This window comes from Pseudomonas sp. LB3P58 (assembly GCF_054897895.1).
This window is the reverse complement of sequence record NZ_JBUBVE010000001.1, coordinates 3,041,874-3,068,087: the sequence shown is the minus strand read 5'-3', so window position 1 is coordinate 3,068,087 and position 26,214 is coordinate 3,041,874. Positions and strand designations below refer to the sequence as shown.

Here is a 26,214-nt window from a genome sequence, read left to right as displayed (position 1 = left end):
AACCTTACTGCGCGGTGTATCAGGAAACCGCATTCACCGGATTGACGACTGCTGCGCAGCCGAACGCAGCCTTCGGCAGCTGCTACATGGGGACCTGGTTCATCCCTGGAACAACGGCTCCGGCAAACCTTTCACCCCGGGATTGAGGGCGAACACACCGCCGGCCAGCGACTGTTCGTCATGGTCGTCACCGGGGCGGATCGAGGTCACGAACAGTGTGTCCAGGCGACTGCCGCCGAAGGCGCACATGCTCGGTTTTTTCACCGGCACGGCGAGGGAACGGTCCAGCCGGCCGTCGGGCGTGAAACGGTGAATCAGCCCGGCGTCATTGGCGCAAATCCAGTAGCCGCCTTCGGCATCGACCGCTGCGCCATCGGGACGACCAGGGAATTGATGCATGTCGACAAACAGCCGCCGGTTGGACGGCGTGCCGCTGTCGATGTCGTAATCAAAGGCCCAGATTTGCTGGACCAGAGGATGAGAGTCAGACAGGTACATCGTTCGCCCGTCCGGGCTGAAACCCAGGCCGTTGGGCACGATAAACCCGCTGAGTTGCGCCTCGAGTGGCCCGCGTTGCCCGGCGCTGTAGCGATAAAGCGTGCCGTCGGCAGCGTTGGCGCCCATGTTCAGCACCATGCTGCCGGCCCAGAAGCGCCCCTGACGATCGCAGCGACCATCGTTCAGGCGCATATCTGTGCGGGCGTGTTCGACCGGAGCCAGGAGGTTGCTGTCGAGGCTGCCATCGTTATGCGGGTGCAGATGAAAGAACCCGCTTTCCATCCCGGCAACCCAGCCGCCATCGCTGTGACGTGCAATGCAAGCGAGCATCTCCGGCGCTTTCCAGGCGTGGACATGGCCGGTTTCGGCGCTCCAGCGCTGAAGTCCGCCGGCCGGAATATCTACCCAATACAGGGCGTTTTCCTCGGGGACCCAGACCGGGCATTCACCGACCGCGTTACGGGCATCGACAATCAATTCGGCTTGCATGACAACTCAGCCCCTCGGTTTTTTGTTGTTGGGATCAAGTGAGATTCAGTCGCCGAACGGGCCGGACGCGACAAACGCACCCCCCTGGTAGACCCGTGCCGGGTCATCAGCGGCCGGCATCGGTTGGGCTTCGACTTTTTCGCGGAACACTTCAGAGCTGTCCTGAGGTGCATAACCCAGGCAGGTGGCGAAACGGTTGTCCCACCAGACGTTCTTGTTGTCGGACATGCCGTAGACCACGGTGTGGCCGACATTGGGGGCGTACAGCGCGCATTCGAGCAATTGAGTCAGGTCGCCGAAGCTCAACCAGGTGCTCATCATTCGACGGTTGAGTGGTTCCGCAAACGAGGAGCCGATGCGCACGCTGACGGTTTCGATGCCGTAGCGATCGAAGTAGAAACTGGCGATGTCTTCGCCGTAGGACTTGGACAAGCCGTAGTAGCTGTCCGGGCGGCGAGGGGAGTGGGCGTCGATGACTTCATCCTGCTTATAGAAGCCGATCACGTGGTTGGAACTGGCGAAAATCACCCGCTTCACGCCATGGCGGCGAGCGGCTTCATAGATGTGGAACACGCCGCAGATGTTGGCGCCGAGGATCTCTTCGAACGAGTGCTCCGTCGATACGCCACCAAAGTGCAGGATCGCGTCTACGCCTTCAACCAGCTGATGGACTGCTTGCTTGTCTGCCAGGTCGCAGGGCACCACTTCTTCACGGTCATCGATGGCCGGGGCAATATCGGCGATGTCCGACAGGCGAATCACATTGGCGTAGGGCCGTAAGCGTTCGCGCAGGACTTTGCCGAGGCCACCGGCGGCACCGGTCAGGAGGAGACGATTGAAAGGAGCGCGGGCGTTAGTTGTGATGGTCATGGAAGTCCCTGAACAAGCAGTCATTGTTATTGAATTTGTTGTAGGTTGTCGTACGACTGGGTCGAAGTATCGTTAGCCTGTCTGGTTGTTGTCAACGACACATCAATTGAAATTGACGAAGGGTCTGGTTGCCCCGCGATCGATGTAGCAGCTGGCGAAGCCTGAGTTCGGCGGCGAAGCAGTCGTAAACCCTGCACACGTAATTTTCCTGATGCACCGCGTCGGCTGATTTTACGACTGCTTCGTCCGAACGCGGCCCGAACCGAACGCAGGCTTCGCCAGCTGCTACAAAGATCCGGCTTACAGCAACGAGATCGGGTAGTTGATGATAATGCGGTTTTCGTCGAATTCATTGGTGCTGAAGTCCTTGCGGATCGACGCGTTACGCCATTTGACGTTGAGGTTCTTCAGCGCGCCGCTCTGCACGGTGTAAGCCAGTTCTGATTCGCGGCCCCATTCCTTGCCGTCGGTGATGGTGCCTGTGTGCACGTTATCGCCGCTGATGTAGCGGTTCATCATCGTCAGGCCGGGAATGCCGAGCGCCACAAAATTGTAGTCGTGGCGCAGCTGCCAGGATCTTTCCTTGGCGTTGTCGTAGCTGGAGTTGTAGCTGTCGTTGGCCAGGGTGCCGCCGCTGGTGCCGTTGACCCGCATCCAGACATCGTCGCCGGTCAGTTTTTGCAGGCCGACAAAGAAGGTGTTGCCGCCGTATTTGGCCGAGAGCATGGCGAACGCGGTTTTGTTGTCGAGGTCGCCCGCCAGGGCGCTGCCGTCTTCCTTGCCGATAAAGTAGCCAAGGTTGGCGCCGAGGGTCCAGTCGCCGATGGGCTGGCTGTGGCTCAGGTTGAAATACTGCTGCTGATAAATGTCGCTGAGCTGTGCGTACCAGACGCCGACCTGGGTGCGCTTTTCGTTGAACGCATATTCACCGCCGCCAAAGTTGAAACGGTCCGAGGTGAATGCCGCTGATTTGCCGTTCATGAACATGTCTTCCATGCTCGCATCGTTGCGCGGGCTGTTGGCGCGGAACTGGCCGCCGTAGAGCGTCAGGCCACTGATCTCGGTGGACGTCACCTGACCACCGCGGAAGGTTTGCGGCAGGGAGCGACCGTCGTCGGAGCGCAGGATCGGCAACACCGGCATCCATTCGCCGACCTTCAATTCGGTTTTCGAGACTTTACCTTTCAGCGCCACACCCAGGCGCCCGAAATTGTCGGCCGGGCGGCCGTCGTCATGAATCGGCAGCAACGAGGTGCCGCCCGTGCCTTTGCCGCCGTCGAGTTTTTCCGAGTACAGGCCCAGCACATCCATGCCGAAACCGACGGGGCCCTGGGTGAATCCGGATTTGGCATCGAGGATGAAGCTTTGCGTCCACTCTTCAGCCTTGCCCTGCGGGTAGGCCGGGTTCGTGAAGTTGCGGTTGATGTAGAAGTTGCGCAGGTTCAGCGTGGCTTTGGCGTCATCGACGAAACCTTCGGCATGACTGGTCATGGGTAGGGCAAGGGCCAGGCTGCTGCAACCGATCAGGCTCAGGGTGTGACGGCGTGCGAAAGATGGGCGAGGGGTGCAGACGGAGGAATTGCGGACGAGCTTGCTCACAGTGACGCTCCCGTGTTTCTTGTTGTTTTTATTTTTTGTTATACGTCGTCGTACAACATCGGGGCGGATTATTTGCAAGTGTTACGGGGAATGTCAATCAGAAGTTGTACGATGACTTGACTCGGTTTTATGGTATGTCGAAGAACCCCTGTGGGAGTGAGCCTGCTCGCGATAGCGGTCTGACATTCACTACAGTGGTGTCTGTTCTACCGTCATCGCGAGCAGGCTCGCTCCCACAGGGATTTGTGTTTTAGCTCACGATCATCGGCGGCATCGTGCCGAGTAAAGAAACGGCAGCCACCGCTCCCATCCCCAGCAACCATTCGAAGATGACGCTGCTTTTCAGAGCAGTCAGACGTTGCTCGCAGTCGTTGATCCGCAGCCGATTGAACAGTGCCAATCCCAGCATCGCGGCGACCAGCACAACCTTGATCAACAGAATCAGCGCAAACCCTGATAGCAACGGCGTCGGCCAGAACTGCCCGGTGAGTACCCGAACATTGATCAGTCCGGTCATCACCAACCCCGCCACCAACACGTAACCAACGCCGCTGAAGCGTTGCAATGTTGCTTTGATGGAATGCTCTGCCGGCTGCCGCAGGATCATCACCAACAACATCAAGCCACCGAGCCAGGCGCCGACGCAGGTCAGGTGAATGATTTGATTGAGGATCAGCAATTGGCCGTTGAGGCCGTCGAGCATGGCACCGTGGCCGACCGGGGCGAGGGTGGCCAGCAGCAGGCTGGCGAGGCCGATTCGTAGAGGCAGGTTTGAACGCAAGGGCGTCATCAGCAGCGCGACCAACAACGCATCGAGCAGCAAGTGCCAGCGCCAGACCTGGCCGAAAAATGTATTGCCCAGCACCAGTCGCAGGGTCGACGGATCGAATGCCGCGTCCCACGAACCGGCCATGCTGGCGGTGATCAGCAGCAACCAGCTAACGCCAGTGACCAAGGCTACCGCAGCCAGCCAGCGGCTTGTTCTGGCCAATCGCTGATCCAGATGTCCAGCGTCGCCATTGACCAGCAGAGGCCTGAACACCCACGCCCCGAACAGCATCAGCACGACGGTGAAATGCAGAAAGCGGCACAGCACCATCGCGCTCGTCATGAATTACTGGCCAACCTTGAAGCTATAGGCACCTTCGCTTTTGTGGGTATCGACCGACACCGCGTGCCATTCGACTTTGTAAGCGCCCGCTGCCAACGGTGCGGCCGGGGTGACGATCAGGGTTTTCTTGTCGCTGCCTTCGGTGGCGAGGCTCTTCACCGGTACGGGGACGCCGTCCTTGCTGATCGTGACTTTGGAAAAGGTCGCTTCAACGCCTTCGGAAAACACCAGGCGCAGTTCCGACGGCGCGCTCACCGTGCTGTCGGCGGCCGGGGTCTGGCTTTTCAGATGGGCGTGGGCAAACACTGATGAAGCGGCGAACAACGAGCCGAGCAGGGCGACGGTGGTCAGGGTTTTCTTGAGCAGCATCGTGGAATACCTCTGAGGCGGATTCGAAGAGGCGGTTAGTTTACCTGCGAGACGCTGGCTGTACGAAGTTTCGTTTTCCCTTGTCGCCGCGAGATAGAGCGGATGCTAGTCTTGATCAACGCTGTTGTCAGGGAGCCCTCATGGGCAATCACAAGATCGAGATTCGTCGCAGTAACGTCGAGAAAATTCTGTTGGGGGCCGAAAAGGTGTTCGCCGAAAAAGGTTTCGGCGGCACCGCCATGGCCGACATCGCCGCCGAAGTGCAACTGCCGCGCTCCAACCTGCATTACTACTTCAGCACCAAGAGTGAGCTGTACAGCGCCGTGCTGTTGGGTTTGCTGGAAGTGTGGAAACAGGATGCCCTGTGCTTCGAGATGTTCGACGACCCGCGCGTGGTGCTGAGCAGCTACATCCGCGCCAAGATGAACCACTCCCGCAGCCGGCCTTATGGCTCCAAAGTCTGGGCCAACGAAATCATTCATGGTGCGCCGACTCTGGGTGAGAAACTGGACGTCAGTCTGTATGACTGGGCCAAGATGAAAGAAGCGAAAATTCGCCAGTGGGTGGACGACAAACGCATCCTGCCGGTGGAACCTTCGAGTCTGTTGTACATGATCTGGGCATCGACCCAGCATTACGCCGACTTTGATCATCAGGTGAATATTCTGAATGACCATCAGCCGTTGTCGGACATGCAGTTCGAGCGGGCGGTGCAGACGGTGACGAGTGTGATTTTGCGGGGGATCGGGTTGGAGCCTTGAGAATATCGGTGTTCTTGAGAGCCACCCCTCACTGTAGAGACCGGTACATCCTTTACACATTTGACCGGGTACATCGTTTACACATTTAACAGGCTTGATACGCGTTTGGCACCGCGTTCAAGCCTGCCTAAAGGGAAAGAGCAAAGGTACAACTCCCACACGCCATCAGCCACCTCCTTCAGCGCGACGTGCTCGTCGATCAGCGCCTCGCCCAGAAAGATCAGGGCCCCTTGCCACTTGATCTCACCATTCTTGCGCACCCGCCGTACTTCGACGTCGGCTCCGTATTCGATCGCCGGCAAATAGCCTGGATAAGGTCTGAGTGACGGGCGATAGATACCCGCTGGCGTCTTCATCTCCAGCGCCGTATGAGGCCGTGCGTGATTGAAATCCTGTACGAAGTCCTCAAAGGCAAGCTGCTGACGCAGCAGATTTTCCGCCGGCGGCCTGAGAACGGCAGCCTTTAGCGTGCGGTGCATGCGTTCATGCCGACCGTTCTGATCCGGGCGTCCCGGCTTGATTGTTTCGGGGTGGACACCATGCCTGATGAACCAGACGGACAGCTTGGAGAGGCGGGCCAAGCCTGTCGATGCAAACGGAGCGCCGTTATCGGTGCGGATCACATCAGGCATGCCGAACTCCCGGAACGCCCACTCGAAGCCCTGACGCGTAGGTTCACCGTGGGTGCTGGGAAGCGCCCGGCACGCCAGAAGATAGCGACTGGCATGGTCGGTGATGGTCAGCGGATAGCACCAGCGGCCGTCCTGGGTTTTGAATTGTCCTTTGTAATCGGCGCACCAGGTTTGATTGGGCTCGTCGGCCTGACGCAGATGCACCGGCCCATGCGGACGGGGTGGGTGCAGCCGTCGAGGAATCACCAGACCGGCCTTTTTCAGCCACTCTCCAGCGGTGCTGGCGGCCGGCCAAGCGATCTGCGGCTGCGCATTGCGCAGACGCTGGATCAGTTGCTTCGGCCCGCGATCCGGGTGCTCGCTTTTCTTCGCAAGCAACGTGGCAATGATTTCATCGGGGGTTTGGTGCGGACAGCTCAGCGGTTTTCGCGAGCGCTCTTTCAAGCCATCTACGCCGCAGCTTGCATACCGATCAAGCCACTTATCGACCGTCGGACGGCTAATGCCATATCGCCGACTCAGTTGGCTCTTGCTGTAACTGCCGCTAAGCCAGTCATGGATTAATTTCACTCGCTGATCCATCGGGGACTCTCGATTCCAGGGCATGGTCAGTACCTCCTGACCATGATTGATACCTGTAAACCATGTCCCCGGTCTCAAACGTAAAGGATGTCCCCGGTTTTTACCCACCCCAGCCCTCTCCCCAGTGGGGAGAGGGGGAAAGGGGGCCGATCTCCATGTTGTTCAAAACCTGAGTTCGACTCGGTATCTCAGGTCGCAGTTTTTCGAACAAACACATCGGTCAGTCCCCTCTACCCTCTGGGGAGAGGGTTAGGGTGAGGGGTGGATTTCAGATCAATCAAACATTCAAAGGGCTACGTGGTAAGGATTCCTCGGATCATGGTTCCAATCCAGAAACGGCTTGCCCGTATCCATCGGCACCATCTCAATACAATCCTGTACCGGACACGTGATCTGACACAGATTGCACCCCACGCACTCATCATCAATCACTTCATATTTATGCGTCCCGTCCGCCTGCTTCAGGCTGGCAATCGCCTGGTGCGAAGTGTCTTCGCAAGCAATGTGGCAACGACCGCAACCAATGCAGGCCTCCTGGTCAATCTTGGCAATCACTTGATAGTTGATGTCCAGGTACTTCCAGTCCGTGGTGTTGCCCACCGCACGCCCGGAAAACTCTGACACGCTGGCGTAGCCCTGACTGTCCATCCAGCGCGATAAACCGTCCTTCATCTCCTCGACAATCCGGAAGCCATGCAGCATTGCCGCCGTGCACACCTGCACCGAGCCGCTGCCCAACGCGATGAATTCCGCGGCGTCGCGCCAGCTGCTAATGCCGCCAATGCCGGAGATCGGCAGGCCTTGCGTCAGCGGGTCGCGGGCGATTTCGGCAACCATGTTCAGCGCAATCGGCTTCACCGCCGAACCGCAATAACCACCGTGGGTGCTTTGGCTGCCCACGGCGGGATTGGCGACCATGCGCTCCAGGTTGACGCTGGTGATCGAGTTGATCGTGTTGATCAACGACACCGCATCCGCACCGCCGCGATGGGCTGCGCGGGCGGCGACGCGAATGTCGGTGATGTTCGGCGTGAGCTTGACGATCACCGGCAGCGAGCAGTACGTCTTGCACCAACGGGTGACCTGCTCGACATACTCCGGCACCTGGCCGACTGCCGCGCCCATACCGCGCTCCGGCATCCCGTGCGGGCAACCGAAGTTGAGTTCGATGCCGTCGGCGCCTGTGGCTTCCACCAGCGGCAAGATGAACTTCCAGGATTCTTCGACGCAGGGCACCATCAGCGACACAATCAGCGCGCGGTCCGGCCAGTCCTTTTTGACCTGAGTGATTTCCCGCAGGTTGATCTCCAGCGAACGATCGGTGATCAGTTCGATGTTGTTGAAGCCCACCACTTCACGGTTGGCCCCGAAGTGCGCCGAGTAGCGCGATGACACGTTGACCGCCGCCGGGTCCTCGCCCAGGGTTTTCCAGACCACTCCACCCCAGCCGGCCTCGAAGGCACGGACCACGTTGTAGGCCTTGTCGGTCGGTGGCGCGGAGGCCAGCCAGAACGGATTGGGGGCTTTGATGCCGGCGAAGACAATCGAGAGATCGGCCATTTACGCAGCCTCCACGTTGAGCATGAGTTGGGCGTTGATGGCCTCGGCGGCCCGTTTGCCATGCTGCACGGCCTGCACGGTGAGGTCCTGATCGAGACTGGTGCAGTCGCCGCCGGCGTACACGCCGGGGATGCTGGTGCGCAGGTTTTCGTCCACTTGAATCCGCTCGCCCTGACGTTTGAGTTCACGGGCCAGCGGATCGGCGAGGGCGCTGCCATCAAAGGCCTGGCCGATGGCTTTGAAGATCGCATCGGCGGCCAGTTCGAAGGTTTCGCCAGTGGTTTGCAAGCGACCTTCGACTAACCAGGTCCGCGCGAAGCGCATGCCGCGTACTTGGCCTTGAGCATCCAGCAGGACTTCTTCGGGTTGTGCCCATGTCAGCAAACGCACTTGATTGGCTTTGGCGATGTCTTGTTCGTGGCCGGTGGCGCCCATTTCCTCGACACCGCGGCGGTACACCAGGTTGACGTCGCGTGCCCCGAGGCGAGCCATTTGCACGGCCATGTCGATGGCGGTGTTGCCGGCGCCCAAAACGATACAACGGTCAGCGAGGGGGAGTTGGGTCAGGTCATCGGCCTGACGCAGTTCGCGGATGTAATCGGTGGCGGCCAGCAGACCGGGTGCATCTTCATGAGCAAGCCCCAGCTGTTTGCTGGCGGCCAGACCGAGGCCGAGGAACACCGCGTCGAACTGCTGATGCAGATCGCTGAGGGTCAGGTTCTCTCCAAGTTTCTGCCCGTGGCGGATTTCGATCCCGCCGATTTCCAATAGGAATTCAAGCTCCTTCTGCGCGTAGTCGTCCACCAGTTTGTACTTGGCGATCCCGTATTCGTTGAGGCCTCCAGCCTTTTCCCGTGCCTCGAAAATCACCACGTCATGACCGTGCATGGCACTGCGGTGAGCGCAGGACAAACCGGCTGGACCGGCGCCGACCACGGCGATGCGCTTGCCGGTTGATGCAGCACGCGTGAAGGGGTGTTCGCTGAAGTGTGCGTTGTCGACGGCGTAACGCTGCAACAGGCCGATCAGCACCGGTGCGCATTCATGGTCGTTGTTGCGAACGCAGGCTTGCTGGCAAAGCACTTCCGTCGGACACACCCGAGCGCAACTGCCACCGAGGATGTTCGCCGAGAGGATTTTCTGCGCGGCGCCCTGAACGTTTTCCTGATGGATATTGCGGATGAACGACGGAATGTCGATCTCGCTCGGACAGGCATTCACGCAGGGCGCGTCGTAGCAATACAGACAGCGCGAGGCTTCCAGATGGGCCTGACGGTCGTTGAGTGGCGGGGCCAGATCGGTGAAATGGCCGGCGAGGGCGGCCGCATTCTCGTGCGGATGCGGGAGGTGGTTCAGAGTCTTGATCACGGTGTTGGCCTCACGGTTAATTGAGGTGATGCCTCTGATGGGCATTGGTTCTGTGTTGTCGCTGCCGGCCTCTTCGCGAGCAGGTTCGCTCCCACAGGGGAACGCATTTCAAATGTGGGAGCGAGCCTGCTCGCGATGGCCGAAGGCCTCGATCTCAGCGTTTCACAGCTGTCGGCTTGTTCAATTCAGCCCGCTTGCTCAGCAAATCAAACACCGCCGGATAAGCCGGCCGTTCGACATACCGCCCGGCACCACGCTCGGCCCGCAAATCACCATCGGCCCATACCACCCGGCCCTGGCTGACGGTATGACTCGGAACACCGCGTACGGTCTTGCCTTCGAAGATGTTGAAGTCCACTTGCTGATGGTGAGTCTTCGCCGAAATCGTCCGCGTACCTTCCGGATCCCACAGCACCAGATCCGCGTCCGCACCGACGCGAATCGCGCCTTTGCGCGGGTAGAGGTTGAAGATTTTTGCGGTGTTGGTGGAGGTGAGCGCCACGAAGTGCTGCATCGACAAACGTCCGGTGTTCACCCCTTCATCCCAGAGCACCGCCATGCGGTCTTCGATACCGGCCGTGCCATTGGGGATCTTGCTGAAATCGTCACGGCCGGCGGCTTTTTGTTCGGCGCAGAAGCAGCAGTGGTCGGTGGCAGTGGTGTGCAGGTTGCCCGATTGCAGGCCGTGCCAAAGCGCCTCTTGATGGCCGCGCGGACGGAAGGGCGGGCTCATCACGTAACCGGCGGCGGTCTGCCAGTCCGGGTGTTGGTAGACGCTGTCGTCCAACAGCAAATGCCCGGCCAGGACCTCGCCGTAGACTTGTTGGCCCTTGCTGCGGGCGTAGGTGATTTCGTCGAGGGCTTCCTTGGTCGAGACGTGCACCAGGTACAGCGGCGTGCCCAGGGTTTCGGCGATGCGGATCGCCCGGCTGGCCGCTTCACCTTCAACCTGCGACGGGCGCGACAACGGATGCGCTTCAGGGCCGGTCATGCCCTGGGCCATCAACTTGCGTTGCAGGTGATAGACCAGCTCACCGTTTTCCGCATGCACGGTCGGCACCGCGCCCAGCTCCAGGCAGCGCTCGAAACTCGCCACCAGCGTATCGTCGGCGGCCATGATCGCGTTTTTGTAGGCCATGAAGTGCTTGAAGCTGTTGACCCCGTGGTGGCTGACCAGCTCGGCCATTTCCTCGCGGACCTGTTCGCTCCACCAGGTGATCGCGACATGGAAACCGTAATCCGACGCCGACTTCTCGGCCCAGCCGCGCCACTGATGAAAGGCTTCCATCAAGGATTGCTGCGGATTGGGAATCACAAAGTCGATGATCGACGTCGTGCCACCGGCAAGTCCCGCCGCAGTACCGCTGAAGAAGTCTTCACTGGCCACCGTGCCCATGAAGGGCAGTTGCATGTGCGTGTGCGGATCGATGCCGCCGGGCATCAGGTATTGGCCGCTGCCGTCGAGCACTTCGGCATCGGCGGGAACATCAAGATTTTCGCCGATGGCTTTGATCACGCCGTCGGCGCAATAGACGTCGGCGCGATAACTTTCATCATGGGTAATAACGGTGGCGCCACGGATCAACAGAGACATTCCGAGTTCCTCGCAGGCAATGACCGACTTGTGCCGGTTCTAAATGTTTTATATGAAGCCGACGCAAACAGGTGTATTCCTGTCAGCGCTGTCAGGAATAAACGCTAGTCTGAGTTTGAGGATTGAGCAAGAATATTTTTTATAAGCTTATATCTATTTTAACTTATTGATAAGTATCGATTAAATACGTAAATCACCAAAATGGTGAGGCCTCTCACCATTTTGACGCACTTGACAGGTTCCAAAAATAGACGAGATTTCTTATGTGAAATCAGCCGGTTGAGGATGGTCTATGGTTGATGCGCGACGTTGAAAAAAAGTGGTATGCACCAGATTGAGTCCTGACGGTTCGGACAACTTGCCTGGCATTTGGCCTGAGTGAACAAGCAAGTAACCGGTGACTCATCGGCTATGTAAATAAAACTGATAAACATCAGTTGGTTACAAAGTTTTTATGGAACTGCCCGATGCGCAAACGGGGTAACCGGCACGTTAATTGATGCCGCCAGCCCCTGATGAGCAACAATAATCAAAAGAACAGTGGAGCGGCCATGCAACAGATCAGATCGCAAGTGACCGAGCGCGACGGCTTGTTTGAGCTCGAAGCCGGCAGTGACGTCCTCGACAGCCCCCGTTACAACCACGACATGGCACCGACCAAGGTGCGCGAACGAACCTGGAACAAATGGCACATCACCGCATTGTGGATCGGCATGGCGGTCTGTGTGCCGACCTACACCCTCGGCGGCGTGCTCACCGCGTATTTCGGCCTGAGCGTCGGCGAAGCGCTGCTGGCGATTCTGTTCGCCAACATCATCGTACTGATCCCGTTGACCCTGAACGCCTTTCCCGGCACCAAGTACGGCATTCCGTTTCCGGTGTTGTTGCGTTCGTCCTTCGGCGTCCTCGGCTCCAACATTCCGTGCCTGATCCGGGCGCTGGTGGCGTGTGGCTGGTTCGGCATTCAGACGATGTTCGGCGGGCTGGCCATTCACCTGTTTCTCGGCTCGGTGTTCGACGGTTGGAAATCCCTCGGCGGTACCGGTGAAGTGATCGGGTTCATGGTGTTCTGGGCCTTGAACTTGTGGGTGGTGATTCGCGGTGCGGACTCGATCAAATGGCTGGAAACACTCTCGGCGCCGTTGTTGGTGCTGGTGGGTGTGGGCCTGTTGGTATGGGCGATGCCGAACGTGTCGATGACCGAGTTGCTGGCGATCCCGGCCAAACGACCGGAAGGCGCGAGCGTGGTCAGTTACTTTGCCGCCGGGCTGACCGCCATGGTCGGATTCTGGGCCACGTTGTCCCTGAACATTCCGGATTTCAGCCGCTACGCGAAAAGCCAGAAGGATCAGATCGTCGGGCAGATTATCGGCTTGCCCCTGACCATGTTTCTGTTCGCCTCCCTCGGCGTGGTGATGACCGCCGCCTCGGTCAAACTGGTGGGCGTCACCGTCTCCGATCCGGTTACCTTGATTGGTCATATCCAGAGCCCGGTCTGGGTCGCACTGGCCATGGCGCTGATCATCATCGCCACGTTGTCGACCAACACCGCGGCCAACATCGTTTCGCCGACCAACGATTTCCAGAACGTCGCGCCCAAGTTCATCAACCGCACCAAAGCGGTAATGCTCACCGGCCTGGTCGGCTTGGCGCTGATGGCCCATGAACTGTTGAAGAAGCTCGGTTTGATCGTCTCGGATTTAAGCCTGGAGACGGTGTATTCCAACTGGTTGCTCGGCTATTCGAGCCTGTTGGGCCCGATCGCCGGGATCATGGTGGTGGACTATTTCCTGATCAAGAAACAGCAACTGGACCTGGCCGGCCTCTATCGCGATGACGTTTACCCAGCGTGGAACTGGTTCGGGTTTATTGCGTTTGGTGTGCCGGTGGCGCTGACGCTGCTGTCGCTCGGCAGCAATGCATTCAGCTGGTTCTACGACTATGGCTGGTTCACCGGCTCGGCACTGGGCGGACTGATTTATTACGGGTTGTGCTCGATGCGCCCCAGCCCGTCAATCGCGAAATCTCCGGTGTGAGGGACGGCCCCTTCGCGAGCAAGCCCGCTCCCACAGGGGAATGCATTTCAACTGTGGGAGCGGGCTTGCTCGCGAAGGCGGCCTCAAGTGCACCAAAAAATTTTCCTGAAGAAATCCATAAGAACTGCCTGAGGAGATCATCATGAACGCTGCCGTAGACGTTCTGCAGTCCACCCATCAGCACATCAACCGCGACCGCTTGTGGCAGTCGCTCATGGACCTGGCCAAGCTCGGCGCCACGGTCAAGGGCGGCGTCTGTCGCCTGGCCCTGACCGACCTCGACCGCCAGGCCCGGGACATTTTCGTCAACTGGTGCGAGGAGGCCGGTTGCACCGTCAGCATCGACGCCGTCGGCAACATCTTCGCCCGCCGCCCCGGCCGCAACCCGAACCTGCCACCGGTGATGACCGGCAGCCACATCGACACCCAACCCACCGGCGGCAAGTTCGACGGTTGCTTCGGCGTACTGGCCGGCGTCGAAGTGCTGCGCACCCTCAATGACCTGGGCGTGGAAACCGAAGCGCCGCTGGAAGTGGTGGTCTGGACCAACGAGGAAGGCTCACGCTTCGCTCCGTGCATGATGGGCTCCGGCGTATTCGCGGAAAAATTCACCCTTGAAGAAACCCTGGCCAAGGTCGATGCCGAGGGCGTCACGGTCGGTGAAGCGTTGAACGCCATTGGCTATGCTGGCGAGCGCAAGGTCAGCGGCCATGCTGTCGGCGCCTATTTCGAGGCCCATATCGAGCAAGGCCCAATCCTTGAAGACGAACGCAAAACCATCGGCGTGGTGATGGGCGCCCTCGGCCAGAAATGGTTCGACCTGAAACTGCGCGGCGTCGAAGCCCACGCCGGCCCGACGCCGATGCACCTGCGCAAGGATGCTCTGGTTGGCGCTTCGGTGATCGTCGGCGCGGTCAACCGCGCTGCCCTCGGTCATCAACCTCACGCCTGCGGCACCGTCGGCTGCCTGCAAGCCTATCCCGGCTCACGCAACGTCATCCCCGGCGAAGTGCGCATGACCCTGGACTTCCGTCATCTGGAACCGGCGCGCCTGGACTCAATGATTGCCGAAGTCCGTGAAGTCATCGAAACCACCTGCGAGGAACACGGCCTGACCTTCGAACTGACACCCACTGCGGATTTCCCACCGCTGTACTTCGACAAAGGCTGTGTGGAAGCGGTACGCGGCGCTGCTCAAGGCTTGGGCCTGTCGCACATGGACATCGTCAGCGGAGCAGGGCACGACGCAATCTTCCTCGCCGAACTCGGCCCGGCCGGGATGATCTTCGTACCGTGCGAAGGCGGTATCAGCCACAACGAAATCGAAAACGCCGCGCCGGATGATTTGGCGGCCGGGTGTGCGGTGTTGTTGCGGGCAATGCTGGCGGCGTCGGCGGCGATTGCCAACGGTCAATTGGCCGCTTGAAATGCATGACGTGCGCTGAAAAAAAACAGCGCACGTCACAAACCCGAATCCTCAATCGTCATCCTGTTGAATCCCCCAAACAGTGGAGCAACACGATGTCGTCCAACACCCAACCGGTCAACCTGCTGCAATCGATTCCTCAGGTGTTCGAGAGCCTGACCCAGGTCCACGTCACCCTCGACAGCCACGACCTGTCCCCGACCCTCAAACACCTGCTGCACCTGCGTGCCTCGCAGATCAACCAGTGCGGCTTCTGCGTGAAGATGCACACCCGCGAGGCCCGTGAAGCCAATGAAACCAACGAGCGGCTGGACCGCCTGATCGTCTGGCGCCACGTCAGCGATTTCAGCGCCTCCGAACGCGCCGCCCTGGCCTGGACCGAAGCCCTCACCGTACTCGATGAAAAGACCGACTACGCCAGCCTGCGCGGTGACTTGCGCGAGCACTTCAACGACGCGCAAATCGGTGCCTTGACGGCCGAGATCGGCATGATCAACCTGTGGAACCGTTTGCAGGTGTCGAGGCACTGATTGATGAACTCCGCTGAAAACGCCGCCGCTGTGTTCGAGCAGCGCCGGCCCTTTTTGCTTGGTATGGCGTATCGCATCCTCGGCTCCCGCGCCGAAGCCGAGGATGTCGTGCAAGAGCTGGTCATCAAATGGCTGGAGGCCGACCGCGCCGCCATTGCCACGCCGGCCGCCTGGCTGACCACAGCGTGCACCCGGCACTGCATCGATCTGCTGCGCTCGGCTCACAAGTCGCGGGTTGATTACGTCGGCACCTGGCTGCCGGAACCGATTCACACCACCCACCAGGATTCACCCGAACATAGGCATGAACTGGCCTCGTCGCTGTCCACCGCGTTCCTGTTGTTGCTGGAACGGCTAACCCCCAAGGAGCGTGCGGCGTACCTGCTCTACGAAATTTTCGACATGGATTACACGCAAGTCGCGGATGCGGTCGGGGTTCAAGAGGCTGCGTGCCGCAAACTGGTGTCCCGGGCCAAGGCCAGCCTCGGCAGCGGACAAACGCGCTTTCAACCGGAACCGGCGCGTCAGGACCAGTTGCTCAGCGCTTTCCATAGCGCCATCGCCAGCGGCTCGACCGCTTCCTTGACCGCGATGCTGAGCGAAGACGTCGAACTCTGCGCCGACAGCGGCGGCAAGGCCTCGGCCATCCGCGAAACCTTGTCCGGCATTACCCGCGTGCTGGATTTCATTGGTCAGTCGTTGCACGTCTATTGGCAGACTTGCGAATGGCTGCCCAGCGAAATCAATGGCGCCCAAGGCGTGATCATCAAGGCAGATGGGGTCATCACTGCTTCGATGACTTTTGGGTTTGATGAAGCGGGGCGGGTGAGGCGGATTTTTATCATGCGTAACCCGGAGAAGTTGGCGGGGTTGCAGAGTTCGCTGGATGTGCAGTGACTTAGTGCAGAGCGTGGGAGCGATCGAACGAGTGAAGACCTGTAGGGAGCTGAGCTTGCTCGCGAAGGCGGCGGATCAGTCAATAGAAATGTTGAAGGTGATGGCCTCTTCGCGAGCAAGCTCAGCTCCTACAGGGATGCACGAGATGTCAGGGGATGTTTGCTGCACTATCCCAACCCCCCGCGGTCGTAATCTTCACAGGGTGGCGCGTGAATGCGCCGCCGTACGCGTGGAGATCCAATGAGCCAGGACGTCCTGACCACCGAAACCAATCGCCGTCAGTTGCAGCAGATTATCGCCGGCCTGTCCGATGGGGTGATTCTGCTGGAGCTCGACCAGACCCTCCTTTGGGCCAATGACGCCGCGTTGGCCATGCACGGCGTCGGGCAGCTCAGCGAGCTGGGGGCGAATGCCAAGGAGTACGCCAAGCGCTTCGCCTTGCGTTATCGCAATAATCACCCGGTTCAGGCCGACAATTATCCGATCAGCCGCGTCGCTCGAGGCGAGTCCTTCAGCGATGTGTTGGTTGAGGTGACACCGGCGGACGACGAAGAGCGCACCTGGGTCCACAGCGTGCGCAGCATGGTGCTGGCCGACAGCGCTGGCGCGCCGGAGTCGCTGGTGCTGATCATGAACGATGTCACGGAGTGGGCCAGCGCCGAACAGCGTTTCGAAAAAACCTTCAATGCCAACCCGGCCCCGGCGGTGATCTGTCGCCTCAGCGATTTGCGCTACATCAAAGTCAACCCGGGCTTCCTGGAGATGACCGGCTATACCCGTGATCAGGTAATCGGCCGTTCGACCTATGAACTGGACGTGCTGGAAGGCGCCGAAAACAAAGACCTTGCCAAGCAGCGGTTGCGCGAAGGGGCGACCATTCCGCAAATGCAGGCGCAGTTGCAGTTATCCGAAGGTGGCAGCAAACAGGTGATCGTCGCCGGCCAGCCACTTGAGCTGAATGACGAAGCCTGCATGCTGTTTTCCTTCGTCGACATCGAGCCTCGGCATAAGGCCGAAGTCGCCCTGCGCCAGAGCGAGGAACGTTTTGCCAAGGCTTTCCGCCTGACTCCGGTGCCAATCCTGGTGTGCAACGCCGGCGATCAGGTGGTGATGGACGTCAATGAAGCGTTCCTCGATACGCTCGCGTATGCCAGTGAAGAAGTGCTTGGCAAATCGGTAACGCAGATCGATTTTATCGATGACACAGGCGCCCGCTCGCGACTGTTTACGGCGCTGGAAAAAACCGGAAGTGTGGATCGTGTCGATGTTCGGGTACGCAAGAAAGGCGCCGGGCTGATTGATTGCGCGGTCTCGGCCGACACCGTGAACATTCAGGACAGTCCCTGCTACCTGCTGGTGTTTATGGACATCACCGAACGTAAACGCACGGAGCTGGAGCTCGTGTCGGCGATCGAAGAGGTGATGAAAGACGCTTCCTGGTTCAGCCGCACGCTCATCGAGAAACTCGCTAACGTGAAAAACGTCAACTCGCCGCAGTTACCTAGCGTGTCTTTCACCGACCTGACTGCCCGCGAGCGCGATGTACTCGGCCTGATCTGCGAAGGCCTGGCCGACAAGGAAATCGCCGCGCGGCTCAAACTCGCACCCAACACGGTGCGCAACCATGTGTCGACGGTGTATTCCAAGCTCGACGTTCACAGTCGTAGCGAGGCGATTGTCTGGGCTCGCGAGCGCGGTTTGTTCTCCAGCGAGTGGCGGCCCAAGGCCCAGCGTTAGGTGCAAATGCACTACTCGAGGGGGTGCAAATTAATGTTCTGAACGGGTGCGGCAGTTCTTAGGCTGTAAGGGTGCGGTACAGGTCTTCGGGTATCGCGTCCCTTTTGAAACAGCTACAGGAACCGCGGGATGATTTATGTGGCGCAATTGCGTTTGCAACTGGAGCGGAGCTTTTCGCCGTTGGCCTGTGACTGCACTGTTACGGGTGATCATTCACTGACGGTGAAGCTCTATCATCCGGTGTCGGGGCAGGTGGATCTGGTGGTCACCGGGCTGAGCGTAACCAACCTCAGAACGCCGGAGGCGGTGGCAGCATTGATCGAAGAGCTGCGTTATGAACTCGAGAGCAACACGTTGCATCGTCGCGAGACGTCCTAGGAACTGTCGGGTTTTGCCGGCGGTCGTATAAAGAATACGAGAGTATTTTTTCTGTGACCGGTCCGCGGGTACGCGGTGAGGCAGTTGGGTCGCGGAAATATGTCGATCACTTACCGCGGGTCAACCTATGAAAAGTCTTGGGAAACGCATTTTTGCAACACTGTCGTTCGCACTCTGGATAGCGATTCTGGGTGGTTGTGCCAGTCCTCCACCGCCACCTCCCGCCGCGCCACCTCCAACCCCGGTGCGAACCTGCCAAACCACTGAAAACACCGATGTGCAAGGCGATATGAGGGCTGAGGGGCAGGTGACCCGGGAAACCACGCTCACTCGTTGCGTCACTCAGTAAGCGTCCATCTGCTCACGTTGAACCGCCAGTGGCGTTGTGCTGCTGGCGGGGCTTCGTTCAGACTTCCTCGATCCTGACCCAGCGTGATTCCTGCGCTGCCAGTCGAATGGCCGTCGCCAGACGTTCGACTTCCCACGCCTGTTCGAAATCTGTTCCACCCTGAGATAAGCCTGCCAGCGCCATCACCAGATCATGGACTTCCAATGTCTTGAGTTCGTTGTAGCCGAGCTGATGCCCTGCCGCCGGGCTGAACGCCGCATAACCCGGCAGATTCGGCCCCGCCAGCAGGCGCTGGAAACCGTCCTGACCGGCACGAAACAGACGCAGTTCATTCAGGCGTTCCTGATCGAATACCAACGTCCCTCGGGTGCCGCTGATTTCAAAACTCAGGTGATTCTTGTAGCCATGCTTGAGCCAACTGCTGCTGAACGTGCCCCGGGCGCCATTCGCAAACCGCAACAACGCGTGGACCTGATCGTCGACCGCGATATTGCGTTGTTCCGAACTGCCGGCCGTGGCGGGACGTTGCCGGTGTACGGTCTGGGTGTCGGCGCTCACTGCCTCGACATCACCCACCAGATAACGGGCCATGGCCAACAAGTGACTGCCCAGATCGGCCAGTGCGCCACCGGCATGATCGGCATCGCAACGCCACGACCAAGGTGACGCGGGATCGGCCATGAAGTCTTCGCTGAATTCCCCCTGGAAACTGATGATCTGACCCAAGTCGCCGTTCTCAATCAGCTGCCGGGCAAGCCCGATCATTGGGTTGTGCTGATAGTTGTAACCCACCCGCGTCACCACACCTGCCGCTTTGGCCGCCAGTCGCATGGCGTCGGCCTGTTGCAGATTCACTGCCAACGGCTTCTCGCAATACACCGGTTTGCCGGCGGCGAGGGCGGCCATGGCCATGGGGTAATGCAGGTGATTGGGCGTGGTGATGGCGATCAGATTGACCTTGGGGTCATCGATCAATTGCTGCCAGTCGCTATGAGCAGTGTCGAAACCCCAGGCATCGGCGCAGTGGCGGGCACGTTGCGGATCGGCGTCGGCCAGAGCGGCGAGTTTGAGCTTGAGGGGCAGTTCGAAAACCGCACTGACGTTGCGAAACGCCAAGGCATGGGCGCGGCCCATGAAACCTGTGCCGATGAGTCCGATACCGAGTTCGCGCATAGCCGGGGTCCTTTTGGGATTTTGTTTTCAGGAGGGCTATTTATGGAATAAAAATTCCTTATTTGCAATTGGTGGAATTAAAATTCCTCTGCGTGATCGTTCCCACGCTCTGCGTGGGAATGCCTCAATGGACGCTCTGCGTCCGCTTTGGGACGCTCTGCGTCCCGGGCTGCATTCCCACGCGGAGCGTGGGAACGATCAATTAGGGCAAAAAAAGAAGGCAGCCCGAAGGCTGCCTTTTGTTCATCCGGTAAATCGGATCAGGACAAGAACCCACCATCCACATTCAACGAAACCCCAGTGGTGTAACTCGACGCATCACTGGCCAGATACAACACCGCTCCCGCCATTTCACTCGGATCCGCCACACGCTTGAGCGGAATCTGCTGCAACGCGGTATTCAAAATAGCCTCGTTTTTCACCAGCGCCGAAGCGAATTTGGTGTCGGTCAGGCCCGGCAGCAGGGCGTTGCAGCGAATGCCGAACTGCGCGCATTCCTTGGCGAACACTTTGGTCATGTTGATGACCGCCGCTTTGGTAACGGAGTAGATGCCCTGGAAGATCCCCGGCGAGATGCCGTTGATCGAGGCGACGTTGATGATGCTGCCGCCGCCGTTTTCGCGCATCAGCTTGCCGGCTTCCACCGACATGAAGAAGTAGCCGCGGATGTTCACATCGACGGTTTTCTGGAAAGCGCTGAGGTCGGTGTCCAGTACGTTGCAGAACTGCGGGTTGGTCGCCGCGTTGTTGACCAGGATGTCCAGGCGCCCGAACTGTTCGCGGATGCCGGCGAAGACCTGGCTGATCTGTTCCATTTCACCGATGTGGCATGCCACGGCAGTGGCTTTGCCGCCGGCGGCGATGATCGCGTCGGCCACGTGCTGGCAGCCGTCGAGCTTGCGGCTCGAGACGATCACATGGGCGCCTTGCTGGGCCAGCAGTTTGGCGATGGCTTCACCGATGCCGCGGCTGGCGCCGGATACAAATGCGATTTTGCCGTCGAGGTCGAACAACTGAGTCTTGGACATGGTTTTTCCTTGTTATTGGGGCCAGGGAATGTAATCGGAGCCGGGCGATCAGAGGCTGGATTTCGAAATGACTTGCAGGCTCATCTGCTCCAGCAGTTTGTTCATGTGAATGAACTGCGCGAAGCGTTTGTCCTGGGTCTGACCATGGAAGAAGCGGTAGTAGATCTGCTGCACGATGCCGGCCAGGCGGAACAGGCCGTAGGTGTAGTAGAAGTCGAAGTTGTCGATCTGGATGCCTGAACGCTCGGCGTAGTAATCGACGAACTCGCGGCGGGTCAGCATGCCCGGCGCATGGCTCGGTTGACGGCGCATCAGTTGCACCGGTGCCGGGTCGTCGGCTTCGATCCAGTAGGCGAGGGTGTTGCCCAGGTCCATCAGCGGGTCGCCGAGGGTGGTCAGTTCCCAGTCGAGCACGCCGATGATGTCCATCGGGTTGTTTGGGTCGAGGATCACGTTGTCGAAGCGGTAGTCGTTGTGGACGATGCTGGAGGTCGGGTGATCGGCCGGCATCTTGTCGTTGAGCCAGGCTTTGATCGCCTCCCACTTCGGTGCGTCCGGGGTCAGGGCTTTCTCGTAGCGATCACTCCAGCCTTTGATTTGCCGCGCGACATAACCTTCGGGTTTGCCGAGGTCGCCCAAGCCATAGGCGTTGTAGTCGACCCGGTGCAGTTCAACGAACTTGTCGATGAAGCTCTTGCACAGCGTTTCGGTTTTCGTCGAATCCAGACCCAGTTCCGGCGGCAGTTCGGAGCGCAGGATGATCCCCTTGACCCGTTCCATCACATAGAACTCGGCGCCGATCACCGATTCGTCAGTGCAGTGCACGTAGGCTTTCGGACAGTACGGAAAACCCTCACGGAGCTGATTGAGGATGCGAAATTCGCGGCCCATGTCGTGGGCGGACTTGGCCTTGTGGCCAAAGGGCGGGCGACGCAGGACGAACTCCTGCTCGGGGTATTCCAGCAAGTAGGTGAGGTTCGACGCACCGCCTGGAAACTGGCTGATCTGCGGCAAACCACTCAGGCCCGGAATGTGGGCCTTGAGGTACGGATCGATCAGGCTGGCATCGAGTTCTTCGCCGGTGCGGATACGTGTGGACTGGTCAGTAAGCGTCATGCTTATCCCTTCTGCTTATTCTGGAGGCCTGAGACTATTGGCTAATCTAATGCGCACACCCGACACCCACAACCACGAAACGCCCTTATAGGTGAGCGTGTTGCCGGGCAATCATTGTTTTTGATACACCTGTTTGAATGGTGGTCAGATCATGCTCGTCGACGATGGCAGGGCAATCGGGGTCAATACCGGATTGCCGGTGAAGAATGCCACCAGATTGCGACCTACCAGCTCCACGGTGCCTTGAGTGGCTTCCGGGGACAAACCGGCGACATGCGGGGTGAGGATCACATTGGCCAACGTCTTGAATGCATTGGGTACTTGGGGTTCTGTGTCGAAGACATCCAGCGCAGCGCCGGCAATCCTGCGCTGCTCAAGCGAGCTGATCAGGTCTGCGGTGACGATCACACTGGCTCGGGCGATGTTGACGATGAACCCCTGGGGGCCCAAGGCGTCGAGTACTTGTCGGTTGATCAGGTGTTTGGTGCCCAGCCCGCCGGGGGTGGCGACGACCAAAAAGTCCGATTCCCGTGCCAATTCGGTGGGCGTCGAGCGGAAGCTGTACGGCACATCGCTGCGATGCTGGCGGTTGTGGTAACTGACCGTCATGTCGAAGCCGTGGGCGGCGCGTTTGGCGATAGCCATGCCGACCGCACCGAGCCCCAGGATGCCCAGGTGCTTGCCGGCCAGGGATGGGCGCATGATTTTCGGCCACTCACCCCGGCGCACGGCGGCGTCGCAACGGGGAATGTCACGCACCAGCGACAGCAGCATTGCCATGGCATGGTCGGCAACTGAAGAGGCGTTGACTCCGGCGCCATTGGTGACCGTAATGCCCCGGTTGGCGGCGGCTTGCAGGTCGACGTGTTCGTAGCCGGCGCCGATCACGCAGATGATCTTGAGATTGGGCAGGGCGGCGATTTCGTCGGCATACAGGCCCAATGGGCCGCGGGTCAGCACCGCATCGATCTGGCCGCCATGGCGTGTAATGGCATCGGCGCGCTCGGCAGGTGTGGGAGCCAGAATCAGGTGAAAACCCTGATGTTCGAGAATCGGCAGGTAATCATTGATGGTTTCAACCAGTACCAGAACGGTTGCGGGCATGCTGGGCTCCTGTGGACATCGGAAAGTCGGGGCTCGAAAGTGGCTTCAAAACGTTGCTTCAAATTGCTGATTGCGCAAAGGTTTGGTATTTACCAAAGATAGCAGGCTTGTGGCGTTCGACCTCAGTGTAGGAGCGTTCCGTAGCGCTTACATATCCACGGTGTTCAACACCTTTGCGAATGCACCGTTCGGGAGAAACAACAAGGCCCCGTCCATTGCTGGTGGGGCCTTGGGCTCGCTGCGCTGTGTTTATCTCAGCCAGACGGCGTCGCGGCCTTTTCAACGACCGTGTCCGAGGTGAGAAACGTCCGGGCTGCGTCGAGAATTTCATCGGACAACGCGTCACCCCGGGTTGCACGGGCCAGGGTCAGGGCGCCGACCATCAGCGAATAGTCCACCAACGCTTTTTGCCGATTGGTTTCTGACTGATCCGCGCCCATCAGCGGTGCCAGCATCTGCAACAATGCCTCCAGCCCCTGGGTGTAGGTCTGGTGCAAACCGCTTTCAGCGGTTTCATGACACATGTCGCCGGCAAACGCGGTCACCGGGCAGCTTTCACCCGGATTATCGCGATTGGCCGCGGACAGGTAGGGCGCGATGATGCTCTCGCGAGCCGAGAGACTGTCGTCGTTATCCTCTATTTTCTGCTTCCAGCGTTCCATCGACTGGGTGAACGCCCGGCTGCACGCTTCTTTTGCCAGCGCTTCCTTGGATTCGAAGTGACCATAGAACCCGCCATGAGTGAGGCCGGCCGCACCCATCACATCGACGACACTGATCCCGTGCAGGCCGCGTTCGCGAAACAGACGCGTGGCGGCCTCGACGATGATCTCGCGGTTGAGTTCGGCTTGTTTGCGGGAGACTCGGGGCATTGGCGGCTCACAGGTATATAAAAGGCAGAAATCAGCTGGCGTACTGGGCTATGCCATTGCCAAACGACCAGTTCTCTTTCTTTACCTCCACCAGATTGATGAATACATCTTCCAGGCGCACCGCCAGTTCCGCGTTAAGGCTCTCGGCAATGGTTTTGTAGAGGAGTTTTTTTTGCTCGATGGTGCGGCCTTCGCTCAAGGTGATCTGAATCACCACCAGATTGTCGGTGCGATTGATGCCCAGGTAGCCGGGATCAAAAATGAAATGCTGTTCGTCGTGCTCGGCAAGAATCTGGAAGTTATCGTTCTCCGGCACGCCAATGGCGCTGTGCATGGCGGCGTAGATCAATTGCCCGACACGTTTGGCGTGAGTCGGGTCTTGATGCTTTTTGATGTCGACGCGAACGAGTGGCATGAGAGGCTCCGTTGGTAAGGGCTGCCGGTCAGCAGTGAGTATCGAAATTACATGACGGCAATCCTTTATTAAATAGATTTTTTAAAACATCTATTTAATAAAGGGTGCCAATGGATCTGATCCGCACAACCACTCCTCAGCTAAGTCTTTGCTTCTGCTCATTAATCCCGGACAATCGCGCCCCTGTTTCGGCCAGGGCGCTGCCTGTCGGATTTTTCCGACTCGTCCTGACCGGGTAGCAACTGACCGGAATGCGGAGATCCCACCGGATGAATGATCAGGCCAATAGCGTCGACGAACGCTATGTATCGACGGCACCAGCGACGCTTGAGAGCTGGAATCGCCATGACACCACCTGGATGCTGGGCCTGTTTGGCACGGCCATCGGGGCTGGCACGCTGTTTTTGCCGATCAACGCGGGTCTGGGCGGCTTCTGGCCGTTGCTGGTCCTGGCGGTGTTGGCGTTCCCCATGACGTTTTACGCACACCGTGGCCTGACACGTTTTGTGTTGTCCGGACGCGAAGGCGCGGACATCACCGAAGTGGTGGAAGAGCACTTCGGGATCAAGGCTGGCGCGCTGATCACCTTGCTGTACTTCTTCGCGATCTTCCCGATCCTGCTGATTTATAGCGTGGCCCTGACCAACACCGTGGGCAGTTTCCTCGAGCATCAACTGCACATCATGCCGCCACCGCGCGCCGTGCTGTCGCTCGTGCTGATCCTTGGCCTGTTGGCGGTGGTACGTTGCGGCGAGCAGGCGATCGTCAAGGCCATGAGCCTGATGGTTTATCCGTTCATTGTTGCGCTGCTGTTCCTCGCGGTGTTCCTGATTCCCCACTGGAACGGCGGCATTCTCGCCACCGCGTCGACGCTACCAGAACCATCGGCACTGCTGCACACGCTGTGGCTGGCGATTCCGGTGATGGTGTTCTCGTTCAACCATTCGCCGATCATCTCGGCGTTCGCGGTGGACCAGAAGCGTCGTTATGGCGATCACGCCGAAGAGCGCAGCTCGCAGATCCTGTCCCGCGCCCACGCCTTGATGGTGGTGATGGTGCTGTTCTTCGTGTTCAGTTGCGTGCTGACCCTGTCGCCCGCACAACTGGCAGAAGCCAAGGCGCAGAACCTGTCGATCCTGTCGTACCTGGCCAACCACTTCAGCAACCCGACCATCGCCTTCGCGGCGCCGTTGATTGCGTTTGTGGCCATTTCCAAGTCGTTCCTGGGCCACTACATCGGCGCCAGCGAAGGTCTTAAAGGTCTGATCGTGAAGAGTGGCAAGCGCCCTGCACCGAAGACCATGGATCGCATGACTGCCGCCTTCATGCTGGTGGTCTGCTGGATCGTTGCCACGTTGAACCCGAGCATTCTGGGGATGATCGAAACCCTCGGTGGCCCGATCATCGCCGCGATCCTGTTCCTGATGCCGATGTACGCAATCCGCAAGGTCCCGGCCATGGCGCGTTATCGCGGTCAGGCTTCCAACGTCTTCGTGACTGCGGTCGGCCTGGTGGCAATTACGGCGTTGATCTATTCGCTGACTGCCTGATCAGGCATAAAAAAACGCCGCTCATCTCACGATGGGCGGCGTTTTTTATTGCGTTGAAAATGCTCAACACCTGACCCAGAGCCGACATTCCTTGCGCTTAGCGATTAAGCTTGAGGTTGCATAAACGCGTCATAGAGCGTTTGCCGAGGACTTTTCCCGGCCAGTCTATC

The 26,214-nt window shown here is 59.1% G+C and carries 23 protein-coding genes; 8 read left to right on the top strand and 15 right to left on the bottom strand.

The window, feature by feature from the left end; all coding sequences use genetic code 11:
• Positions 1-99 precede the first annotated feature (99 nt).
• The 5 genes from ACYZTZ_RS14155 to copC all read right to left on the bottom strand — a co-directional run bounded on the left by ACYZTZ_RS14155 (position 100) and on the right by copC (position 4,936).
• Positions 100-987: an SMP-30/gluconolactonase/LRE family protein gene (locus ACYZTZ_RS14155; protein WP_461998648.1), complete on the bottom strand. Its 888-nt coding sequence runs from the start codon at positions 985-987 to the stop codon at positions 100-102.
• A gap of 45 nt (positions 988-1,032) precedes the next feature.
• The gene (locus ACYZTZ_RS14150) at positions 1,033-1,857 is read right to left on the bottom strand and encodes an NAD-dependent epimerase/dehydratase family protein (protein ID WP_461998647.1); all 825 of its coding nucleotides are present in this window, start codon (positions 1,855-1,857) and stop codon (positions 1,033-1,035) included.
• 300 nt (positions 1,858-2,157) lie between these two features.
• Positions 2,158-3,456: an OprD family porin gene (locus ACYZTZ_RS14145; protein ID WP_461998646.1), complete on the bottom strand. Its 1,299-nt coding sequence runs from the start codon at positions 3,454-3,456 to the stop codon at positions 2,158-2,160.
• Between the two features lie 250 nt (positions 3,457-3,706).
• Positions 3,707-4,567 (bottom strand): copper homeostasis membrane protein CopD, encoded by an 861-nt coding sequence (copD, locus tag ACYZTZ_RS14140; RefSeq protein ID WP_461998645.1) that lies wholly within the window; start codon positions 4,565-4,567, stop codon positions 3,707-3,709.
• Between the two features lie 3 nt (positions 4,568-4,570).
• Complete coding sequence (gene copC / locus ACYZTZ_RS14135) at positions 4,571-4,936, bottom strand: copper homeostasis periplasmic binding protein CopC (protein WP_461998644.1); 366 nt, start codon at positions 4,934-4,936, stop codon at positions 4,571-4,573.
• 140 nt (positions 4,937-5,076) lie between these two features.
• Between copC and ACYZTZ_RS14130 the strand changes: the two genes are divergently transcribed.
• The gene (locus tag ACYZTZ_RS14130) at positions 5,077-5,697 is read left to right on the top strand and encodes a TetR/AcrR family transcriptional regulator (RefSeq protein ID WP_008149783.1); all 621 of its coding nucleotides are present in this window, start codon (positions 5,077-5,079) and stop codon (positions 5,695-5,697) included.
• Positions 5,698-5,774: 77 nt separating this feature from the next.
• Here the strand turns inward: ACYZTZ_RS14130 and ACYZTZ_RS14125 are convergent, their stop codons facing one another.
• From ACYZTZ_RS14125 to hydA, 4 genes are all read right to left on the bottom strand, one after another.
• Positions 5,775-6,935, bottom strand: a complete 1,161-nt coding sequence (locus tag ACYZTZ_RS14125) for an integrase core domain-containing protein (RefSeq protein WP_461997883.1) — start codon at positions 6,933-6,935, stop codon at positions 5,775-5,777.
• Between the two features lie 261 nt (positions 6,936-7,196).
• A complete protein-coding gene (preA, locus tag ACYZTZ_RS14120; RefSeq protein ID WP_461998643.1) occupies positions 7,197-8,471 on the bottom strand; it encodes an NAD-dependent dihydropyrimidine dehydrogenase subunit PreA in 1,275 nt (424 codons plus the stop codon).
• Positions 8,472-9,839: an NAD(P)-dependent oxidoreductase gene (locus tag ACYZTZ_RS14115; RefSeq protein WP_046048983.1), complete on the bottom strand. Its 1,368-nt coding sequence runs from the start codon at positions 9,837-9,839 to the stop codon at positions 8,472-8,474.
• 154 nt (positions 9,840-9,993) lie between these two features.
• Entirely contained in the window at positions 9,994-11,433 is a 1,440-nt protein-coding gene (hydA, locus tag ACYZTZ_RS14110; protein WP_461998642.1) for a dihydropyrimidinase, read from the bottom strand.
• A 551-nt stretch (positions 11,434-11,984) separates the two neighbouring features.
• Here hydA and ACYZTZ_RS14105 point away from each other — a divergent pair.
• The 6 genes from ACYZTZ_RS14105 (at position 11,985) to ACYZTZ_RS14080 (ending at position 18,437) form a co-directional block, all read left to right on the top strand.
• Positions 11,985-13,469, top strand: a complete 1,485-nt coding sequence (locus ACYZTZ_RS14105) for an NCS1 family nucleobase:cation symporter-1 (protein ID WP_461998641.1) — start codon at positions 11,985-11,987, stop codon at positions 13,467-13,469.
• 142 nt (positions 13,470-13,611) lie between these two features.
• Positions 13,612-14,895 (top strand): Zn-dependent hydrolase, encoded by a 1,284-nt coding sequence (locus ACYZTZ_RS14100; protein WP_461998640.1) that lies wholly within the window; start codon positions 13,612-13,614, stop codon positions 14,893-14,895.
• Between the two features lie 95 nt (positions 14,896-14,990).
• Positions 14,991-15,425: a carboxymuconolactone decarboxylase family protein gene (locus tag ACYZTZ_RS14095; protein WP_461998639.1), complete on the top strand. Its 435-nt coding sequence runs from the start codon at positions 14,991-14,993 to the stop codon at positions 15,423-15,425.
• A 3-nt stretch (positions 15,426-15,428) separates the two neighbouring features.
• Positions 15,429-16,322: an RNA polymerase sigma factor SigJ gene (sigJ, locus tag ACYZTZ_RS14090; protein WP_461998638.1), complete on the top strand. Its 894-nt coding sequence runs from the start codon at positions 15,429-15,431 to the stop codon at positions 16,320-16,322.
• A gap of 240 nt (positions 16,323-16,562) precedes the next feature.
• Positions 16,563-18,059 carry a PAS domain S-box protein gene (locus ACYZTZ_RS14085; RefSeq protein ID WP_461998637.1) on the top strand — a complete coding sequence of 499 codons (1,497 nt, stop codon included), beginning with the start codon at positions 16,563-16,565 and terminating at the stop codon, positions 18,057-18,059.
• Positions 18,060-18,188: 129 nt separating this feature from the next.
• Positions 18,189-18,437: a DUF1652 domain-containing protein gene (locus ACYZTZ_RS14080; protein WP_461998636.1), complete on the top strand. Its 249-nt coding sequence runs from the start codon at positions 18,189-18,191 to the stop codon at positions 18,435-18,437.
• Between the two features lie 406 nt (positions 18,438-18,843).
• Here the strand turns inward: ACYZTZ_RS14080 and ACYZTZ_RS14075 are convergent, their stop codons facing one another.
• The 6 genes from ACYZTZ_RS14075 to ACYZTZ_RS14050 form a co-directional block, all read right to left on the bottom strand.
• Positions 18,844-19,959 carry a Gfo/Idh/MocA family protein gene (locus ACYZTZ_RS14075; protein ID WP_461998635.1) on the bottom strand — a complete coding sequence of 372 codons (1,116 nt, stop codon included), beginning with the start codon at positions 19,957-19,959 and terminating at the stop codon, positions 18,844-18,846.
• 260 nt (positions 19,960-20,219) lie between these two features.
• Positions 20,220-20,987, bottom strand: a complete 768-nt coding sequence (locus ACYZTZ_RS14070) for an SDR family oxidoreductase (protein ID WP_008149805.1) — start codon at positions 20,985-20,987, stop codon at positions 20,220-20,222.
• A 48-nt stretch (positions 20,988-21,035) separates the two neighbouring features.
• Positions 21,036-22,103 (bottom strand): phosphotransferase family protein, encoded by a 1,068-nt coding sequence (locus ACYZTZ_RS14065; RefSeq protein WP_461998634.1) that lies wholly within the window; start codon positions 22,101-22,103, stop codon positions 21,036-21,038.
• Between the two features lie 144 nt (positions 22,104-22,247).
• Positions 22,248-23,207 carry a 2-hydroxyacid dehydrogenase gene (locus ACYZTZ_RS14060; protein ID WP_461998633.1) on the bottom strand — a complete coding sequence of 320 codons (960 nt, stop codon included), beginning with the start codon at positions 23,205-23,207 and terminating at the stop codon, positions 22,248-22,250.
• Positions 23,208-23,461: 254 nt separating this feature from the next.
• A complete protein-coding gene (locus tag ACYZTZ_RS14055) occupies positions 23,462-24,079 on the bottom strand; it encodes a TetR/AcrR family transcriptional regulator (RefSeq protein WP_461998632.1) in 618 nt (205 codons plus the stop codon).
• A 31-nt stretch (positions 24,080-24,110) separates the two neighbouring features.
• Positions 24,111-24,494: a tautomerase family protein gene (locus ACYZTZ_RS14050; protein WP_046048875.1), complete on the bottom strand. Its 384-nt coding sequence runs from the start codon at positions 24,492-24,494 to the stop codon at positions 24,111-24,113.
• A 269-nt stretch (positions 24,495-24,763) separates the two neighbouring features.
• Here ACYZTZ_RS14050 and ACYZTZ_RS14045 point away from each other — a divergent pair, with 269 nt between their 5' ends.
• Positions 24,764-26,044 carry a serine/threonine transporter gene (locus ACYZTZ_RS14045; RefSeq protein ID WP_056741756.1) on the top strand — a complete coding sequence of 427 codons (1,281 nt, stop codon included), beginning with the start codon at positions 24,764-24,766 and terminating at the stop codon, positions 26,042-26,044.
• The last annotated feature ends 170 nt before the right edge of the window (positions 26,045-26,214 follow it).

What these genes read in the sequence shown, in the direction of transcription:
- ACYZTZ_RS14065 (WP_461998634.1), bottom strand. Translation starts at nt 22,103, where the DNA reads ATGACGCTTACTGACCAGTCCACACGTATCCGCACCGGCGAAGAACTC.
- ACYZTZ_RS14125 (WP_461997883.1), bottom strand. Translation starts at nt 6,935, where the DNA reads ATGCCCTGGAATCGAGAGTCCCCGATGGATCAGCGAGTGAAATTAATC.
- ACYZTZ_RS14080 (WP_461998636.1), top strand. Translation starts at nt 18,189, where the DNA reads ATGATTTATGTGGCGCAATTGCGTTTGCAACTGGAGCGGAGCTTTTCG.
- ACYZTZ_RS14150 (WP_461998647.1), bottom strand. Translation starts at nt 1,857, where the DNA reads ATGACCATCACAACTAACGCCCGCGCTCCTTTCAATCGTCTCCTCCTG.
- ACYZTZ_RS14055 (WP_461998632.1), bottom strand. Translation starts at nt 24,079, where the DNA reads ATGCCCCGAGTCTCCCGCAAACAAGCCGAACTCAACCGCGAGATCATC.
- ACYZTZ_RS14095 (WP_461998639.1), top strand. Translation starts at nt 14,991, where the DNA reads ATGTCGTCCAACACCCAACCGGTCAACCTGCTGCAATCGATTCCTCAG.
- ACYZTZ_RS14130 (WP_008149783.1), top strand. Translation starts at nt 5,077, where the DNA reads ATGGGCAATCACAAGATCGAGATTCGTCGCAGTAACGTCGAGAAAATT.
- ACYZTZ_RS14050 (WP_046048875.1), bottom strand. Translation starts at nt 24,494, where the DNA reads ATGCCACTCGTTCGCGTCGACATCAAAAAGCATCAAGACCCGACTCAC.
- ACYZTZ_RS14070 (WP_008149805.1), bottom strand. Translation starts at nt 20,987, where the DNA reads ATGTCCAAGACTCAGTTGTTCGACCTCGACGGCAAAATCGCATTTGTA.
- preA (WP_461998643.1), bottom strand. Translation starts at nt 8,471, where the DNA reads ATGGCCGATCTCTCGATTGTCTTCGCCGGCATCAAAGCCCCCAATCCG.
- copC (WP_461998644.1), bottom strand. Translation starts at nt 4,936, where the DNA reads ATGCTGCTCAAGAAAACCCTGACCACCGTCGCCCTGCTCGGCTCGTTG.
- ACYZTZ_RS14045 (WP_056741756.1), top strand. Translation starts at nt 24,764, where the DNA reads ATGAATGATCAGGCCAATAGCGTCGACGAACGCTATGTATCGACGGCA.
- hydA (WP_461998642.1), bottom strand. Translation starts at nt 11,433, where the DNA reads ATGTCTCTGTTGATCCGTGGCGCCACCGTTATTACCCATGATGAAAGT.
- ACYZTZ_RS14075 (WP_461998635.1), bottom strand. Translation starts at nt 19,959, where the DNA reads ATGCGCGAACTCGGTATCGGACTCATCGGCACAGGTTTCATGGGCCGC.
- ACYZTZ_RS14085 (WP_461998637.1), top strand. Translation starts at nt 16,563, where the DNA reads ATGAGCCAGGACGTCCTGACCACCGAAACCAATCGCCGTCAGTTGCAG.
- ACYZTZ_RS14105 (WP_461998641.1), top strand. Translation starts at nt 11,985, where the DNA reads ATGCAACAGATCAGATCGCAAGTGACCGAGCGCGACGGCTTGTTTGAG.
- ACYZTZ_RS14100 (WP_461998640.1), top strand. Translation starts at nt 13,612, where the DNA reads ATGAACGCTGCCGTAGACGTTCTGCAGTCCACCCATCAGCACATCAAC.
- ACYZTZ_RS14060 (WP_461998633.1), bottom strand. Translation starts at nt 23,207, where the DNA reads ATGCCCGCAACCGTTCTGGTACTGGTTGAAACCATCAATGATTACCTG.
- copD (WP_461998645.1), bottom strand. Translation starts at nt 4,567, where the DNA reads ATGACGAGCGCGATGGTGCTGTGCCGCTTTCTGCATTTCACCGTCGTG.
- ACYZTZ_RS14155 (WP_461998648.1), bottom strand. Translation starts at nt 987, where the DNA reads ATGCAAGCCGAATTGATTGTCGATGCCCGTAACGCGGTCGGTGAATGC.
- sigJ (WP_461998638.1), top strand. Translation starts at nt 15,429, where the DNA reads ATGAACTCCGCTGAAAACGCCGCCGCTGTGTTCGAGCAGCGCCGGCCC.